Source organism: Shewanella profunda (genome assembly GCF_023283765.1).
Lineage (GTDB): Bacteria > Pseudomonadota > Gammaproteobacteria > Enterobacterales > Shewanellaceae > Shewanella > Shewanella profunda.
In genome coordinates this window covers 1-16,444 of sequence record NZ_JAKILG010000042.1, presented here as the reverse complement: position 1 = coordinate 16,444, position 16,444 = coordinate 1, and the positions used below count along the sequence as shown (strand labels likewise).

Here is a 16,444-nt window from a genome sequence, read left to right as displayed (position 1 = left end):
TTAAGGAGTTATCATGCAAGCCCTTGTTGCTGTTGTTATGGGTTCTAAGAGTGACTGGCCCACAATGGAAGCCGCCGCTGAGATAATGGATAAACTGCAAGTGCCTTATCATGTTGAGGTCGTCTCAGCCCATAGAACGCCAGATAAACTAATGGAGTTTGCAGCCTCTGCCGCTGATCGTGGTTTTAAAATCATCATTGGAGGTGCAGGCGGAGCCGCTCACTTACCCGGTATGATTGCCTCTAAGACTCGCTTACCCGTATTAGGTGTGCCAGTACAAAGTAAAGCCCTGTCGGGTATGGATAGCTTATTATCTATCGTACAAATGCCCAAAGGCATTGCCGTTGGCACCTTAGCCATAGGTACTGCTGGTGCCTTTAACGCCGGATTACTGGCTTGCCAAATCCTCGCTAATAACGATGCCGCCCTAGCAACTCGCATAGAGGCTTTCAGAGAAGAGCAAACCCGCGCTGTGTTAGACAATCCGGATCCGAGGGAAGTCTAATGGCCCAAACAAACACAAAACCTAAGGTTTGGGTATTAGGTAATGGTCAGTTAGGCGCAATGTTGACCCACGCAGGCGAGCCATTAGCAATCGATGTTCACGCTGTAGACATAATGGCGCCAACAGATGAAATCCTGCCACTTGCACCCCAGGATATCATTACCGCGGAGCGTGAACAGTGGCCAGAATCTGCCTTGAGTTTACAACTAAGTTCCCACCCCCATTTTGTTAACGGGCCCGTTTTCAGCCGCTTAGCCGATCGCTATAGTCAAAAATGCTTACTTGATCAATTAAGCATCCCCACTGCGCCTTGGACATTGGTCGATGATGCAACACAGGTCGATGAGCTTTACCAGCGTTTTGGCCCCCGCGTGTTGATGAAGCGCCGCACTGGTGGTTATGATGGCAAGGGCCAACATTGGCTCAAACAAGCCGAAGCGAGTGATATTCCCAATGATTGGCGTAACCTTGCAATTGCTGAGCAAGCGATTAATTTTGATGAAGAAGTGTCATTAGTGGGCGTGCGCACCCGTGAGGGTCAATGTGTATTTTATCCCTTAACGCTTAATCTTCACCAAGATGGCATATTAATGGCGTCAATTTCGCCGCTAAAGCGTTTAAACCATTTGCAAGTGCAAGCGCAAACTATGCTAAGTGCCATTATGCACGAGCTAGAATACGTAGGTGTAATGGCGATGGAATGCTTCCGTGTTGGTAATAACTTGCTTGTTAATGAGTTAGCACCACGTGTACATAACTCGGGGCATTGGACGCAAGCGGGTACTCATATGGATCAATTTCAGTTGCACCTAAGGGCACTGTGCGGCATCGCAATACCAGAACCGCAGGTGAACTTTCAATGTGTTATGGTCAATCTTATTGGTATCGATAATGACCCACGTTGGTTAAGCCTGCCTAATGCTGAACTTTATTGGTACAACAAAGAAGTGCGCCAAGGTCGTAAAGTTGGGCATTTAAACCTTTCGGTACCTAATCAAACCGTGCTCAACACGAGTATTACCGCCTTACAAACTTGGATGCCAACCCAATACCAAGCCCCTCTAGCATGGATATTGGCAGAGTTTGCCCATACACAAAATTAATTCACACTAAGTACTGATATGGAATTGCTCATCATTCCATATCAGTCTATTTTTTAACATTCGTTATATACTAAGCCTACTTAATATGAATGAGTTAGTGACATTTTTAATTGTGTCTGCGCTAGCGAGAGTGCGAATAAAGGAATTTTCGAGTGAAATTAAGGGATAACTTTAAACGTAAGACCATAGACCGCTTAGATTATCGTTACCATTTATTATTGCTGATTGTACCGATAGTGCTATTTGTTCTACTGTTTATCTTTAATGCTCCCGCCGAAGGCTGGAGTATTTTGCCTTTGCTGTTTGTTTGCCTCATTTATATTTTTGCTTATAGCTTAAGCTACTATCTACACCAAGGTAGGCTGAGCCGCCTATGGTTGCATTTAGAACAAGTCGTCACTATCAATGATGCCATCTACGAACTCGCACACCTTTCAAGTCAATATAAAGATGAGCACGCCTTTCTCGATGCGCTACTAAATAAAGCCGTGTGTATTATCAATGGTGCTGAGATGGGTAGCATCATTAAAGTAAATGAAATCAGTAACAAGCTGCATTTTGAATCAGTGATTGGGCTAGACTTAGCCAAACTAAAACAACTTAATCTTACCTTAGAGCAGTCCTTCGAATATCGTCTCACCAACGGTAAATGTGATCGGGTAGTGGTCGTTAACGACATGGAAAATATCAATGCGGGTAGCAGCTTATCTAAAGAGGACCAACAAACCTTGCTGACTGTCGCTAAATCCCCCATTCGTTCAACGCTTTCAAGCCCAATTCGTATCGATGGTAAACTCTATGGCATGCTCAACCTCGACAGCAGCAGCGTGGGCGCCTTTACCGACTATGATCGTAATTTGGTATCCATTTTGACCCACGAGGCCTGTAATGCCATTGCTCTTTATCAAAAGTCCCAGCAAATTATAAAGCTCGCTAACTTTGACTCCTTAACAGGACTTTATAATCGTAAAAACTTCGAGGATGCCTTACCGCACTGGCAGTATAAAGCACGCCTTGACAGCTTTTTGGTGATCATTGATATGGATAATCTCAAAGCCATTAATGATACTTATGGTCACCAGGTGGGGGATCTTGCCATAACACAAGTTGCGACCACCATTTTGGACTGCTGGCAGAATAAAGGGATTGTCTCACGCTTTGGAGGAGATGAGTTTGTTGCCCTATGCCATGGGACGCAAACTGAACTCGAGCGAGATTTAGAAGATATGCAGCTCAGTCTGCAACAAAATACTGAACTCTGTTTAGGCTTTAGTTTCGGTGTTGCTCTATTTGAAAGCGATTGGTCAAAATCCTTTAAACAGGCCGATCATGCAATGTATGAGCACAAACGATCTAAGAAAACTGCCCTTAAAGCATCTGAAGCCTTTGCAGATACCGTCGATAATATCACGGAGCAATAATCACGGCACAATAGCGGAATACACTTAGCTAAAAATAGACACCAAACGCCATCAACTTACAAATTTCAACATTCTGAAGGCGTTTGGTTAAATCAACCAAAGAATAATCGCCACAGCCAAGAAGAGTCTAAATCTTCTTTACAGGTTTGGTATTGGGCAGCATAACGCTTGGATCTATCATCAACCTTATTTGCCACTTTTATCAACCATGCCTTTGATTTATGGGTACCGCGTCGATAGCCTCCCCACCCCTCGTGGTAATTGAGATACTGAGCGCGGGCATCCCACTTAGATACACCATTTATTTTATTGGTCTTGCTGATATACCAACCCATAAAATCCATCGCGTCATCGAAATTACTGCGGCTCGACCAACTGTTACCCGTTTCGCGGACATAATCATCCCAAGTCATATTTTTTGCCTGAGCATAACCATAGGCATCACTCGCGCGGCCAATAGGAATAAAGCCTAAAAAATATTCCATTGGTGGTGCTGCGTTATGCTTGAATGAACTTTCTTGATACATCATGGCGAGTGGTACATGTACAGGTACGCCCCATTTATCACGGGCATCTTTTGCTGAATCGTACCAAGAACGGTGTTCTTGAAAAATATCACAAAGATTATCGGGCGATTTAGGTGGAGATGTAGCACATCCAGAGAGTAAACCCATGGTGATACATAGCAATATCGTAGAATACCTATTCATTAATCATCTACTTAGTTTCAGGACTCAGGTCAAATTGACATTCATGGGCTTCTTGCTGCCATACCCCCGGTTCCCAATAGGAGCTGTCTTTGCCCATATAACGCTTATCTGTATGAAACAGAGCACCTATGTGATAACGCTGATGCCCATCTACCGTCAATTTCAATATTTTGGGGGTACGAGCGCTAAGTGAGACCCCCAAGGAAGGATCATCAATTAATTCCGCTACAGTAAACTCATAGTCTCCAGGTGCTAATTGGTAATTGGGTTTAGACACAACAGCCTTGCCATTTAAATGTGTTACCACAACGCGGTACCAATGAGTACTGGCATCAGGCTTCAAATAACCTGATACAGTCCCACAACTTAAGGTTTGCTCAGGCGAAGATGCACAGCCAGAGAGTAAGCTACATAGGCCCAATACTACAGCGCCCGCTTTCAAACTTGCCATACTCCCCCTCCGGATTATCAAGATTGGGCACCAAAATAGTCTTTAAGATAATCATCAAAAGAAACATCACGTTGCACAGCTTCTAATTCGGCTTGCTTTTCAAGCGAACCTTTCGCCTCAGCTTGATATTGAGCAATTGTCTCTACAGAAAGTGGATAATCAATAAAATATTGATGATATTGCTGGGCAAGTGTCATCACCCATTGCCCATGATCTTGACCTTTAGCAATTAAATGCTGGATAACTTGTCCTGATAAGGTCTGACTTGGGTCATCTACTGCACGGCGCCAATGGGCTAATGCGGCTTGATAAGCTGACGCTTCACCATCTAACAGCTTTGCAAGGGGCTGTAATGCATCAAACAAGGTTTCTAACCAAGTTTTAAGGGATAAAGTACCTGCCGAGGTTAATAACTCAAGACCGGGTTTACGTCCTTCAAGCACCACGGACTTAAGGTTGGCACTCAAACGCGCTTCTTCTTTGATATCTGACTTAGGTGATTCAGTTAATAAACAATAGAGTAAGAATAAATCGAGGAAATGAACTTGGCTTGCTTCAATTCCGATAGGACTAAAGGGGTTTACATCCAGCGCCCTTACTTCAATATATTCAACTCCTGCACGGGCTAGAGCTTCAGAGGGTTTTTCGCCACTTTGTGTCACACGTTTAGCGCGGATGGGCGAGTAAAACTCGTTTTCAATCTGTAATACATTAGCATTGAGCTGTCGGTACTCACCATCGACCTTGACCCCAATATTGGCAAAATTTGCCGAAGGCATTTTGATGGCGGCATTCACGCCCGCTAAATATTCGGGTAAAGAGTTATAGCTGATGTTGAGATCTTCTTGCTCTTTGTTGGTATAGCCTAAGTCACTCATACGTAATGATGTGGCATAGGGTAAATACAAGGTGCCACTACCCGATTTTTCAAACTGTAGATCGGTTTTTTGCCCTTTAATAAACGAGCTACATAAGGCTGGCGATGCCCCAAATAAATAGGGTAACACCCACACAAGTCGACGGTAATTGCGAATTAATCCAAAGTAGGACTCGGAGATAAAATCTTCAAATGTCAGACTCTTATCACTTAGCTCATAGAGGCTTTGCCACAATTCTTGGGACACAGAAAAGTTAAAATGTACCCCAGAAATAATCTGCATTAGGGCACCATAGCGGTAAGTTAAGCCTTTACGATACAAGGTTTTCATCTTGCCAGTGTTAGATGAGCCATAACGGGCAACCGGAATATTGTGCTCATCTTTGACATAGCATGGCATGCTGACAGGCCATAAACGCTGTCCATGCAAGTGACGCACACTAAACGCATGGGTTTCGGTCAGCCCCTCTAATAGTGGCTCAACCTTGTTATTCACTGGTGTGATAAATTCGAGTAACGCCTCACTGTAATCCGTAGTAATGCGCGAATGCATCAATGCCGAGCCCAATTCGAGAGGATGTGTATCTAATGCGAGATAGCCAGACTCATCGATTCGTAGGGCCTCACGCTCTATACCACGTAACATACCTAAGAGTGCGGTGCGCCCATGAGCGTCCGAGAAATGTTCTACTAATTCATTGAATGACTTCAATTTGCGCTTCTCTGATTGGTGATTCGCTGTCGCGACAAAGGTAACAGTCAGACCTTTATTTTGAGGCTTATCTTTCAAAATACGCCTCAAAATAAATCTAAACCTGTTAGTAGGGCAAGCCAAATTAGATTCTTCTATGGTTAAAAGCAGACGGTGACAGCTAATGCTGTCACCGTCTCACTATTTATTAACACGTTAGACTAACAACGGATTGCGTTGCTAAATTGACTTGTCTGACATCTATATAAGGCCAAAAAATCAATTTACAATACTAACGTTTCAATTGGATAGCCCAATGTCGATAAATCCGTCTCTATTTTTGCTTTATCTCCCACCACTAATATCACCATTTGCTTGATATCTAGCTCGGAAGCCGCAAGGGCATTGAGTTCATCTTTTGTTACAGTCTTAATGATTTTATCCTGCAGAGCGGTAAAATCTTGGCTCAACTGATAACGCTGGATCATTCGCATAAAGCCCGCTTTTTGATAAGGCGTTTCATAGTCGAGTGCCTGTCCTTGGGAAACAGAGTTACGCATAAAAGCAAGTTCAGCATCCGTCATGCCCATTTGCTGATAAGTGTTAATTTCCTTAATAAATTCAGCAACAGCTTTAGCTGTTACATCGGTTCGTACATCGCTTGATGCCACAAAATCCCCAACCTCAGCACCGCCCGAAAAAGTAGTACGGGCGCCGTAGGTATAGCCCTTATTTTCACGTAGATTTAAGTTAATACGACTATTAAAAGCACCACCCAGCGGATAGTTCATCAGGTAAGCTTTAAAGTATCCCCCCGTGGCATCATAGGGCAGAGCACGTTTAGCAATATTGATCACCGACTGCGCAGCGCCCGGTTTATCAATCAGATAAATAGTGCCGCCTTTAAGTTCAGGGAATGGTTTCAATGCTGGAATCGATGTGGCCTCCCCTTTCCATTGGCTTAATCCCGCCAACTTTGGTAATAGGGTCGATTCAGGCAAATTGGCTACCGTAATAATTTTTGCATTAGCACCGCGGTATTGCTCGGCATAAAAGGCTTTAACATCGTCTAAAGTCAACGCAGCAACAGAATCCAACGTGCCAGAATCGCTCACACCTAATGCATTATTTTTACCATATAACAGGCTAAACAATGCCGAGTTAGCCAAATAACTTGGATTTGACTGCATATGCTGAATTTGCTGTAGCTGTTGCTGTTTTACTCTGACAAAGTCAGCTTCGATAAACCCAGGCTGAAAGAGTTTTTCCTCCATAATCGCTAGTGTTTCATCTAAGTGCTCGGTCAGTGTCGAGATTTTGATCGTACTTTGATATTCGGAGGCACCAAAATCGACGGTACTGCCTAACATTTCTAAGGCTTGAGATAATGCCTCAGTGCTACGTTTCTGGCTGGATTCGTTTAGCATTTCTGCGGTAAGACTCGCCAACCCCGCTTTTTCAACGGGCACTAATCTATGACCCCCATTAAGATAAACAATTAATTCAACCGTTGGTGTTTCAGTGCTTTGTGTGCCCATCACCTCAATACCATTGACTAACTTAGTCGTCCAGATTTTTGGCACTTTGGGCATAGGCGCTGCGCCAGACATGGGCATTTTTGCGCGGTCAAAACTTGAGACTAGCTTAGGCGTTGGCAACTGTCCTTCTACGGCAGTTTGGGCTATAGGCAAATCTTCGGGGATAAAGTTATCAGGATGAGCAGCTAACGCGGTCATGCCTTGGGGGACAACACTCATCACCACCATTGGCTTATCTTTAATATACTGCTTAAAAACACGCATCACGTCATCTTTAGTGACATTCTCGTAGCGTGCAAGATCAGCTGAAATCAAATCAGGATTATCAAACAGGGTTTGGTTCAAGGCTAAAGTAGATACTTTGCCTTTCACGCTTTGTAGGGCAAAAATGGTATCTGCTTCAAACTGCACCTTCACTTTTTGCAGATCTTCATCGGTCACGCCGCGCTGCTCAAATTCGTTGATAGAATCTAGGATCCGCTGTTCAAGGTCCGCAAGCTTACCGCCTCTTTGAGGGTTTGCCAGTGCATAAATCGACATTTGGCAGGCTAACTCTTGGCATGGATGACTAACACTAGCCTGTACTGCATACCCTTCTTTTACCAAGTTTTTATAGACAAGAGAGGTTTTACCGCCACCTAAAATATTACCCAAAAGATCGAGCGCAGCTTCATCGGGATGCCTTGCATACACTGTCGGAAAACCAATACGAATAAGGGGTAAGTGCACGTTATCCTCCATCGAGATATAACGAGTCGTATCTAAGTTCACGAGTGTTGTAGACTCTGGCAATACCTCAGGCCCACGGGGAACTTCACCAAAATACTTGTTCACCCATGCCAAGGTTTGTATTTCATCGAAATCGCCGCCTATGGTCAAGGTCGCATTATTGGGGCCGTACCAACGCTGGAAAAAGTGTTTCACATCATCAACCGTGGCACGGTTAAGATCCTCCGGCCAGCCAATCACAGGCCAAGAATAAGGATGTCCAGCGGGATAAAGAGCTTGGTTAAATCGCTCAGTCATGCGGCCATAGGGTTGATTATCGATACGTTGTGCTCGCTCGTTTTTAACCGTTTCGCGCTGCACTTCAAATTTTTCGCGGGTCAGTGCTGGTAATAAAAAACCCATGCGGTCCGATTCTAACCACAACATTTTTTCTAATTGATTGCTCGGCACTGTTTCAAAATAGTTTGTTCTGTCGGTGTTAGTTGAGCCATTAAGCGTACCACCGGCCTCGGTAACGACCTCAAAATGCTGTTCATCGGCAACATGCTCAGAACCTTGAAACATCATATGTTCAAACAGGTGGGCAAAACCGGAACGCCCAGCAAGCTCACGGGCTGAACCAACATGATACGTGACATCAACATGCACGAGCGGATCAGAGCTATCCTGATGTAAGATAACCGTTAAGCCATTGGCTAATTGATACTTTTTATAAGGAATACCGACTTGCGAATCGGCTAACTGAACGCTTTCAATTAATTTCATGCCTACAGGCAAGTTAGTCGTAATCGTTTCAGCAGCACAACCTGCAAGCGCAGCGGAAATCGCTACTGCTAATATCCATTTTTTCAAAAGACTCCCCTTATTACAGCAATTGGTCACAAGACACTTAACCTCTAAATAATGGCCCTTAAGACCCACTATCGAGCGAGTAAGTTCCTCTCTATATTACGAATTTGGCTTAAGTGTTACTGCCAAACGTATCTATAAAAATTTTTTCATTTCATATAAACCACTGCATAACCGCAGCGACAACCAACAAATAACGTATTGTTTTACCTATTAATATCATCAATATTGATGATATTAATGGAAGTTTTAGCCACCCCGCTAATACGCACAGAATATCGCCCACTATCGGCGCCCAAGACAGTAGCAATGCCCATACGCCGTAGCGTTCAATCAAACCTAAAGATCTTACGTACTTGGAACCACTCAGCTCTTCTGGGGACTTAGCGAAACGCCCCATTCGGCCCAGATAAAAACTGGTTATCGCCCCTAAGGTATTACCAATACTGGCGACAAGGACGAGCGATATCCAAGTTTCAGGGGCCTGATTTAAGAGAGCTATGAGTAAGACTTCAGATCCACCCGGCAACAATGTGGCCGCTAAAAAGGCGCCCGAAAACATGATCCATAGCTGGGACATAGCTGCTTACTCAATGAAAAAGTGATTTTTTGCGATAAAAAACCAAAAGCACGATAAGGTTAAATAAATGTATTTTGTAATCATTTACCAACAAACTCACTTATCACAATAAGTTATAAGAAAAACGGTTTGTTATAACCCCAACTCTATCTATACAATGCACTTTAATAGCAAAATCCCCTATACCTGAGTAGAGTGTTGTTATAAGTTGATTACGTCGACTGAATACACATCCTAGCATCTCAGACCTATAGATTTGTACTTTATTATTTTCTGGAAAACGCATGATTCTTCAAACTATTAGCCGCATTCCTTTTTGGCAAAAAGTGCTCACCGGTTTTATCTTAGGGGCGCTCGTTGGCGTCATTTTAGGTGAAACTGCCACTGTATTAAAACCCTTGGGCGACTTGTTTATCAGTGCAATTAAAATGTTAGTTGCGCCTCTGGTATTCTGTGCCATTGTTGTGAGTATTACGTCTTTGGGATCACAGACAAGCTTGAAGCGTCTTAGCTTAAAGACCTTAGGCATGTTTATGTTAACCGGAACTATCGCGTCGTTGATTGGTTTAGCCGTGGGCTCAATGATCGATATGGGCGGCACCATGGAACTCTCGACGACTGAAGTACGTGAGCGAAATATTCCAGGCTTTGCACAAGTATTACTCGATATGATCCCAACCAACCCTTTTGCCTCTCTTGCTGAAGGTAAGGTATTGCAGATTATTGTTTTTGCAGCTTTAGTCGGTATTGCTATAAATAAAGTCGGGGAGAAAGCCGATCCACTGAAGCACACCATCGAAGCCAGTGCCGAAGTCATGTTCCAACTGACTCGCATGGTATTAAAACTGACGCCTATCGGTGTTTTTGGGTTGATGGCGTGGGTTGTGGGCGCATATGGTTTATCCACATTATTGCCCCTTGGAAAATTTATTGCGGCTATTTATATTGCAGCCTTAATCCATATAATTTTTGTATACGGCGGTTTAGTCAAATTTGTAGCAGGTTTGAGCCCCGTACAATTTTTCCGTAAAGCCATGCCAGCCCAATTAGTTGCCTTTAGTACATCTTCAAGCTTTGGTACTTTACCTGCAAGCACTCGTGCGGTTGAAACTATGGGCGTATCTAAGCGCTATAGCGCCTTTGTCATGCCATTAGGGGCAACCATGAATATGGATGGCTGTGGTGGTATTTATCCTGCTATTGCCGCTATCTTTATCGCACAAATTTACAATATTCCACTAGACACCTTGGATTACGTAATGATTGCCATCACCGCAACCGTAGCCTCAGTGGGAACAGCAGGCGTTCCAGGAAGTGCAATGGTGATGCTAACGGTTACCTTGGGTGTGATTGGGTTACCACTTGAAGGTATTGCCTTTATTGCCGCGATTGACCGCATTATCGATATGATCCGCACAGCAACAAACGTAACGGGCGATATGATGACAGCTGTTGTTATCGGCAAATCAGAAAACGAACTCGATGTAGAGCAGTTTTACTCAAACGAGACCCAAGATCCAGAACGGGTAAATTCGCCACAATAACGCCGTGTTTATCGATAAAGACCGCTGAGGCGGTCTTTTTTATGGACCTGAATAAAAGATTAAACAGAAGATTGATAAGACTAAAACATGAATCAATTACCACCAATAAGATCAAGCTGTTAAACTTCTGAGTCAGCGCTATGCTATTACTATTTATTCAGAGCAGAACCCACTATGACTAAACTCTTCCTGTTTCCACTTATCCTTTGCCTGCTATGGACGCTTTTTTTAAAAGCCAACGGCATTCCCCTTAAACAGGGTAAGCGCGGGTTTATTTACATTATCGCTATCAGTAGCAGCTTAATTTTGATGTTAATGCTACTGCTTTGGTTAACCGCATAAAAAAGCCAACTTATTCTAAAGTTGGCTTTTAAGCAAAAAACTTAACCAAGCACCGCCAGTAATATCCCCGCCGCCACCGCGGAACCTAATACACCCGCCACGTTTGGCCCCATTGCATGCATCAACAAAAAATTGTGTGGGTTAGCTTCTAAACCTACTTTATTCACAACTCGTGCCGCCATAGGAACGGCAGAAACACCCGCAGCACCAATCAGAGGATTAACCTTACCACCGGAAAGCTTGCACATCAGCTTTGCCATCAGGACCCCCGCCGCGGTGCCAATGCTAAAGGCTAAAGCCCCAAGCACTAAAATACCTAACGTCTCAACCCGCAAAAATTGCTCCGCAGAAAGCTTAGAGCCCACAGCTAACCCTAAGAAAATCGTCACTATATTGATAAGCTCGTTTTGCGCAGTCTTAGAGAGTCTATCGACGACACCCGATTCACGCATCAAGTTGCCTAGGCAAAACATGCCGACAAGAGGGGTTGCCGCAGGTAAGAACAAAATCGTCAGCCCTAAAACCATCAGAGGAAAAATGATCTTTTCTTTCTTACTGACTTCGCGTAACTGCTCCATTTTAATTTCTCGTTCGGCTTTGGTTGTAAGCAAACGCATAATAGGAGGTTGAATAATCGGGACTAAAGCCATATAGGAATAGGCCGCGACCGCAATCGCGCCAAGCAACTCCGGCGCCAGTTTGGAAGCCAAAAAAATGGCCGTAGGTCCATCTGCTCCACCAATAATGGCAATAGCGGCAGCATCCTTCATCGTAAACTCAAACCCTGGCACTAAGTTAAGCGCTATAGCACCAATGAGTGTCGAGAAAATACCAAACTGCGCAGCCGCACCTAACAACAAGGTTTTTGGGTTAGCAATCAAGGCACTAAAGTCTGTTAGCGCACCAACCCCCAAAAAGATAAGTAACGGAAATATTCCAGTCTCAATCCCGACATGATAGGCGTAATACAAGATGCCGCCTTCTTCGGTAAACCCTGCGTGGGGAATGTTTGCCAGTACAGCGCCAAAACCTATCGGCAGCAATAGCAAAGGCTCAAACCCCCGTACTATGGCGAGATATAAGAGCAACGCCCCTACGGCCATCATCAGTACTTGGCCGCCAGTAAAGTGAGCAATACCCGTTTCGGCCCAAAAAGCCATTAAACCATCCATAATGACTCCTACGCCAAGGCCAATAATTGAGAACCCACAGACACAGAATCACCTTCTTTCACCCAGAGTTTAGCGATTATGCCATCCCCTTGAGCACGGATCTCAGTTTCCATCTTCATAGCTTCAAGGATAATCACCACATCCCCCTCGCGAACCCTATCTCCAGCAGAAACATGTACTTTGAAAATATTGCCCGATAAGGGTGCACTCATTTCAAGTTTTATTTCACGGCTTGCAGCTTGCGCAGAGGCTGCACTTGAAGCTGGCACTGCATGGGCTATTTGTCCCTGAGGCTGGATCTGTGAGATTTCACCGCCAATGGCGACTTCAACTACGTACTCTTGTCCTTCGACTGTCACTGTGTAGGTTTCAGGGCCACGATCAGCAGCGGGCTTAGAGATCTCTGCCACCGAAGCTAATTCAGGTTTAGGCTCAAAGGCACTCGGGTTGTCACGGTTTTTTAAAAACTGTAAACCAATCTGTGGGAAGAGCGCATAAGTCAGCACATCATCGTCATGCTCTGACGATAGACGAATGTTCTGATCCTGCGCTTTTTGTGCTAATTCAAGCCGTAACTTCGCGAGCTCAGGCGTTAATAGATCCGCAGGGCGGCAGCTTATTGCTTCAGTCCCCTTTAGCACCCTTGCCTGTAATGCCGCATCCACTGGTGCAGGTGTTGCACCATATTCACCTTTGAGCACGCCCTCAGTCTCTTTAGTCAGAGATTTATACCTTTCCCCCATTAAAACGTTAATTACTGCCTGAGAACCGACGATTTGCGATGTGGGTGTAACTAAGGGGATAAAACCTAAATCCTGACGTACACGTGGGATTTCTTCGAGTACTGCATCTATTTTATCCGAAGCGCCTTGCTCCTTTAGCTGACTCTCCATATTAGTGAGCATGCCGCCAGGCACTTGTGCCCGTAAAATTCGCGAATCGATCCCCTTTAGAGCCCCTTCAAATTTGGCGTACTTTTTACGGACCTCGCGAAAATAAGCAGCGATATCCTCGAGTAGCACCATATCGTAACCCGTTGCTCGCTCGGTATCTTCAACCATAGCAACGACAGTTTCTGTCGCCGTATGACCATAGGTTTGGCTCATAGAGGAAATCGCCGTATCGAGCACATCAATACCCGCTTCTATCGCTTTCTGATAAGTAGCCGTACTTAGGCCAGTCGTTGCGTGACAATGCATAGATAACACGAGTTGTGTTTGAGATTTGAGTCGACTAATAAGCTCAAACGCTTCCATGGGTTTAAGTAGGCCGGCCATATCTTTAATACATAAGGAATCACAACCCATATCTTCGAGACGTTTAGCCATATCGACCCAAGTATCAATGGTATGAACTGGGCTAGTTGTATACGAAATCGTCCCTTGCGCATGACCACCAACTTGTCGTACCGCCTTAACCGCAGTCTCAAGATTGCGCACATCGTTCATCGCATCGAAAATACGAAATACATCAACGCCATTAGCATGAGCACGCTCGACAAAACGAGTCACTAAATCATCGGCATAATGGCGATAGCCTAATAAATTCTGGCCCCGCAGCAACATTTGCTGCGGGGTATTTGGCATAACCTTTTTAAGCTCACGAATTCTGTCCCACGGATCTTCACCAAGATAACGAATACAGGCATCAAAGGTGGCTCCGCCCCAAGACTCGAGCGACCAAAAACCGACTTTATCAAGCAAAGGTGCAATCGGTAACATATCATCGATTCTCAGACGCGTTGCTAAGATAGATTGATGCGCATCCCGTAGAACAACATCGGTTAAAACTAGTGGCTTAGTCACAGCCATCTTAGAGTGTGCTACTAGAGTCATACTGCTCCCCATTATTCTATCTGTGAACGATACTGTCGAACGGCCAACGTAATTGCAGCAACGACTTTCGGATCTAAAGGCGCAGCACTTGCAGCTAATGCAGATTGCTGAATTTTTTGCTGCTCTTTTGCATTCCTATCAAGTGCCACATCCTTAGCACACCACTTCGCAACCAAATGGATCCCAAGGATCAGTAAACTTAAAAATAGATAGACTAATCCCATCCCCAAAAACATGATGCCAACAGCATCCAGCAACTGCTGAGTTAAATCCCCCATAGCCCCACAACTCCTTCAAATTTCAACCTGATTAGCCTTAAACTATTTCGCTCACATCCACCAACTCAATTTGAGCTCAGGAGAACACATTGACTTCCCTTGTCGAAGTAACAACTGGAGCATATAAAATCACATATAAAGATTAAAAATTCACAAAAGATAAAAATTCCGCTCCAATTTGCAACAACCAAACATACCCAATTGATACCAAAAACACCATATCAATGTAAATTGGTCTTACCAAACTAGGCAATTTAGAAAGATATCAGTATTAATTCCTCATAAAATCGATGAATAAATTCATATTCATCAACAAAAGATCAAAAACAATGAATTTACTCTGAAGCAGCATAAATGCTTAAACAAAGATTTTCAGAATAAAGACAAAAGTAATAAGAAATGTTTGGTGAAAAATTATGCAAAGAGCAGCAGTCATCCGAGTCATTTAAACCAATAATGATGATATTTCCCATTACGTTGATTACCACTTATTGGGACTGGTATGACTCACTTTAACCATATTGACGATAGCAGTACGCAATGCCCTTCAGGCAAGATAGCGCATGCGTTTGGGAGTAATACCATTCTGCTAAAAGATGTGATCTAATTAGAGCGCATTCTACATTATCTAGCTCAATACTATGAATTCTGAAAAATCTAAGCAACTTCTAACGCTATCACGCAAAGAATCCAATGCTCGAAAGCGAATTCGATTGTTAGCCGTATCCCTCTTTTTCGAAGGTGAGAATCGGACTAACATTGCCAAGCGCCTCAATACCGCACGCGCCAGTGTGAATAAATGGGTCGCGAGCTATTTAAACCATGGGCTAGATGGCTTAGATAACAAACCATCCAAGGCCGACCCTCTCGATTAACGCCTGCCCAGCTTGAGCGGATATCAAACCACGTAAAGCAATCCGCCGTTTCTACGGGGACGACTTACAGGGGGGGATATTGCCAACTACATTTACACTGAATTTCACGTTAGTTACCACTCTGATCACATTTATCGATGACTCAAGCAACTCGGATTTAGCTGGATAACCAGCCGCTCAAGGCATCCCAAATATTCACAGGAAAGCCAAGAAGCTTTTAAAAAACTTCCAAATGGAAACGATCCGTCACTCCCCAGGACACTTGCCTCTTGAGCGTATTGATGTCTGGTTTCAAGACGAAGCGCGCTTTGGACAACAGGATCAAACGACGCGTCTTTGGGCTGAAACGGGCAGCAGACCCAGAGCCATTAAGCAGCAACAGTTTGAATATGGCTATTTATTTGGTGCCATTTGTCCAACGACAGGACAAACGGAAGCACCCGTGAGTCACTTTGTCAATAAAGCGGCGATGACTCAGCATTTGAGCCAGATATCAAAAGCGACCGTATCAGGACGTCACGCCGTGGTGATTGTTGATGGCGCCAGTTGGCATACTCATGACACGGCGACGGAATTGGATAATGTCACATTGATAAAATTGCCCCCTATTCACCGGAGCTCAATCCAATAGAGCAAGTTTGGCAGTGGCTACGACAACATTGCCTATCCAACAGAGTATTTAAAGATTATGAAGAGATTGCTGAGCAGGTTTCGAAGGCTTGGAACGAGTTTATTTCCGTCCCTCAGAGGTTAAAAACAATGTGCTCAAGAGAGTGGATTAAACTGACTTAATCTTTGTGTAGATTGGTATTATTCATCTGTAGGAAAAATAAACTAAATTGTACAAATTACAGACGCAAAAAAGCCAGCTTATTCAGCTGGCTTAGTTACATCTTTACAAGATAATTAGGCGCTTGGCGATGACCTACTCTCACATGGGGAGA

The 16,444-nt window shown here is 44.1% G+C and carries 13 protein-coding genes and 1 pseudogene; 6 read left to right on the top strand and 8 right to left on the bottom strand.

Features of this window, described 5'->3' with window-relative positions; genetic code table 11:
- Positions 1 to 13: 13 nt before the first annotated feature.
- The 3 genes from purE to L2744_RS16820 all read left to right on the top strand — a co-directional run bounded on the left by purE (position 14) and on the right by L2744_RS16820 (position 3,029).
- Entirely contained in the window at positions 14 to 505 is a 492-nt protein-coding gene (gene purE, locus L2744_RS16830; protein WP_248993013.1) for a 5-(carboxyamino)imidazole ribonucleotide mutase, read from the top strand.
- On the top strand, positions 505 to 1,608 hold the full coding sequence (gene purK / locus L2744_RS16825) for a 5-(carboxyamino)imidazole ribonucleotide synthase (RefSeq protein ID WP_248993012.1): 1,104 nt from the start codon (positions 505 to 507) through the stop codon (positions 1,606 to 1,608). Before purE ends, purK begins: the two co-directional genes overlap by 1 nt.
- Before the next feature lie 152 nt (positions 1,609 to 1,760).
- A complete protein-coding gene (locus L2744_RS16820; RefSeq protein WP_248993011.1) occupies positions 1,761 to 3,029 on the top strand; it encodes a sensor domain-containing diguanylate cyclase in 1,269 nt (422 codons plus the stop codon).
- 92 nt (positions 3,030 to 3,121) lie between these two features.
- On the opposite strand, the gene L2744_RS16815 is transcribed toward L2744_RS16820, so the two are convergent.
- From L2744_RS16815 to L2744_RS16795, 5 genes are all read right to left on the bottom strand, one after another.
- Positions 3,122 to 3,739 carry a transglycosylase SLT domain-containing protein gene (locus tag L2744_RS16815; protein WP_248993010.1) on the bottom strand — a complete coding sequence of 206 codons (618 nt, stop codon included), beginning with the start codon at positions 3,737 to 3,739 and terminating at the stop codon, positions 3,122 to 3,124.
- A 7-nt stretch (positions 3,740 to 3,746) separates the two neighbouring features.
- Positions 3,747 to 4,190 (bottom strand): hypothetical protein, encoded by a 444-nt coding sequence (locus L2744_RS16810; RefSeq protein WP_248993009.1) that lies wholly within the window; start codon positions 4,188 to 4,190, stop codon positions 3,747 to 3,749.
- A gap of 17 nt (positions 4,191 to 4,207) precedes the next feature.
- The gene (gshA, locus tag L2744_RS16805; RefSeq protein ID WP_248993008.1) at positions 4,208 to 5,857 is read right to left on the bottom strand and encodes a glutamate--cysteine ligase; all 1,650 of its coding nucleotides are present in this window, start codon (positions 5,855 to 5,857) and stop codon (positions 4,208 to 4,210) included.
- A gap of 185 nt (positions 5,858 to 6,042) precedes the next feature.
- Positions 6,043 to 8,877 carry a M16 family metallopeptidase gene (locus L2744_RS16800; protein ID WP_248993007.1) on the bottom strand — a complete coding sequence of 945 codons (2,835 nt, stop codon included), beginning with the start codon at positions 8,875 to 8,877 and terminating at the stop codon, positions 6,043 to 6,045.
- A gap of 151 nt (positions 8,878 to 9,028) precedes the next feature.
- Positions 9,029 to 9,454, bottom strand: coding sequence for a YqaA family protein (locus tag L2744_RS16795; RefSeq protein WP_248993006.1), 426 nt, complete (start codon positions 9,452 to 9,454; stop codon positions 9,029 to 9,031).
- Positions 9,455 to 9,738: 284 nt separating this feature from the next.
- Here L2744_RS16795 and L2744_RS16790 point away from each other — a divergent pair, with 284 nt between their 5' ends.
- Positions 9,739 to 10,998, top strand: a complete 1,260-nt coding sequence (locus tag L2744_RS16790) for a dicarboxylate/amino acid:cation symporter (protein WP_248993005.1) — start codon at positions 9,739 to 9,741, stop codon at positions 10,996 to 10,998.
- A gap of 174 nt (positions 10,999 to 11,172) precedes the next feature.
- Positions 11,173 to 11,340: a hypothetical protein gene (locus tag L2744_RS16785; RefSeq protein ID WP_248993004.1), complete on the top strand. Its 168-nt coding sequence runs from the start codon at positions 11,173 to 11,175 to the stop codon at positions 11,338 to 11,340.
- Positions 11,341 to 11,381: 41 nt separating this feature from the next.
- Here the strand turns inward: L2744_RS16785 and L2744_RS16780 are convergent, their stop codons facing one another.
- From L2744_RS16780 to L2744_RS16770, 3 genes are read right to left on the bottom strand one after another with little or no spacing between them, the layout of a single operon-like run.
- Positions 11,382 to 12,512, bottom strand: coding sequence for a sodium ion-translocating decarboxylase subunit beta (locus tag L2744_RS16780; protein WP_248993003.1), 1,131 nt, complete (start codon positions 12,510 to 12,512; stop codon positions 11,382 to 11,384).
- A gap of 8 nt (positions 12,513 to 12,520) precedes the next feature.
- Complete coding sequence (oadA, locus tag L2744_RS16775; protein WP_248993002.1) at positions 12,521 to 14,347, bottom strand: sodium-extruding oxaloacetate decarboxylase subunit alpha; 1,827 nt, start codon at positions 14,345 to 14,347, stop codon at positions 12,521 to 12,523.
- An 11-nt stretch (positions 14,348 to 14,358) separates the two neighbouring features.
- Positions 14,359 to 14,625, bottom strand: a complete 267-nt coding sequence (locus L2744_RS16770; protein ID WP_248993001.1) for an OadG family protein — start codon at positions 14,623 to 14,625, stop codon at positions 14,359 to 14,361.
- A gap of 641 nt (positions 14,626 to 15,266) precedes the next feature.
- Here L2744_RS16770 and L2744_RS16765 point away from each other — a divergent pair.
- Positions 15,267 to 16,292: pseudogene (locus L2744_RS16765) on the top strand (IS630 family transposase).
- The last annotated feature ends 152 nt before the right edge of the window (positions 16,293 to 16,444 follow it).

Excerpts from the sequence above, each read along its gene's own strand:
- purE (WP_248993013.1), top strand. The coding sequence starts at position 14 with ATGCAAGCCCTTGTTGCTGTTGTTATGGGTTCTAAGAGTGACTGGCCC.
- purK (WP_248993012.1), top strand. The coding sequence starts at position 505 with ATGGCCCAAACAAACACAAAACCTAAGGTTTGGGTATTAGGTAATGGT.
- L2744_RS16815 (WP_248993010.1), bottom strand. The coding sequence starts at position 3,739 with ATGAATAGGTATTCTACGATATTGCTATGTATCACCATGGGTTTACTC.
- L2744_RS16810 (WP_248993009.1), bottom strand. The coding sequence starts at position 4,190 with ATGGCAAGTTTGAAAGCGGGCGCTGTAGTATTGGGCCTATGTAGCTTA.
- L2744_RS16795 (WP_248993006.1), bottom strand. The coding sequence starts at position 9,454 with ATGTCCCAGCTATGGATCATGTTTTCGGGCGCCTTTTTAGCGGCCACA.
- L2744_RS16790 (WP_248993005.1), top strand. The coding sequence starts at position 9,739 with ATGATTCTTCAAACTATTAGCCGCATTCCTTTTTGGCAAAAAGTGCTC.
- L2744_RS16785 (WP_248993004.1), top strand. The coding sequence starts at position 11,173 with ATGACTAAACTCTTCCTGTTTCCACTTATCCTTTGCCTGCTATGGACG.
- L2744_RS16780 (WP_248993003.1), bottom strand. The coding sequence starts at position 12,512 with ATGGATGGTTTAATGGCTTTTTGGGCCGAAACGGGTATTGCTCACTTT.
- oadA (WP_248993002.1), bottom strand. The coding sequence starts at position 14,347 with ATGACTCTAGTAGCACACTCTAAGATGGCTGTGACTAAGCCACTAGTT.
- L2744_RS16770 (WP_248993001.1), bottom strand. The coding sequence starts at position 14,625 with ATGGGGGATTTAACTCAGCAGTTGCTGGATGCTGTTGGCATCATGTTT.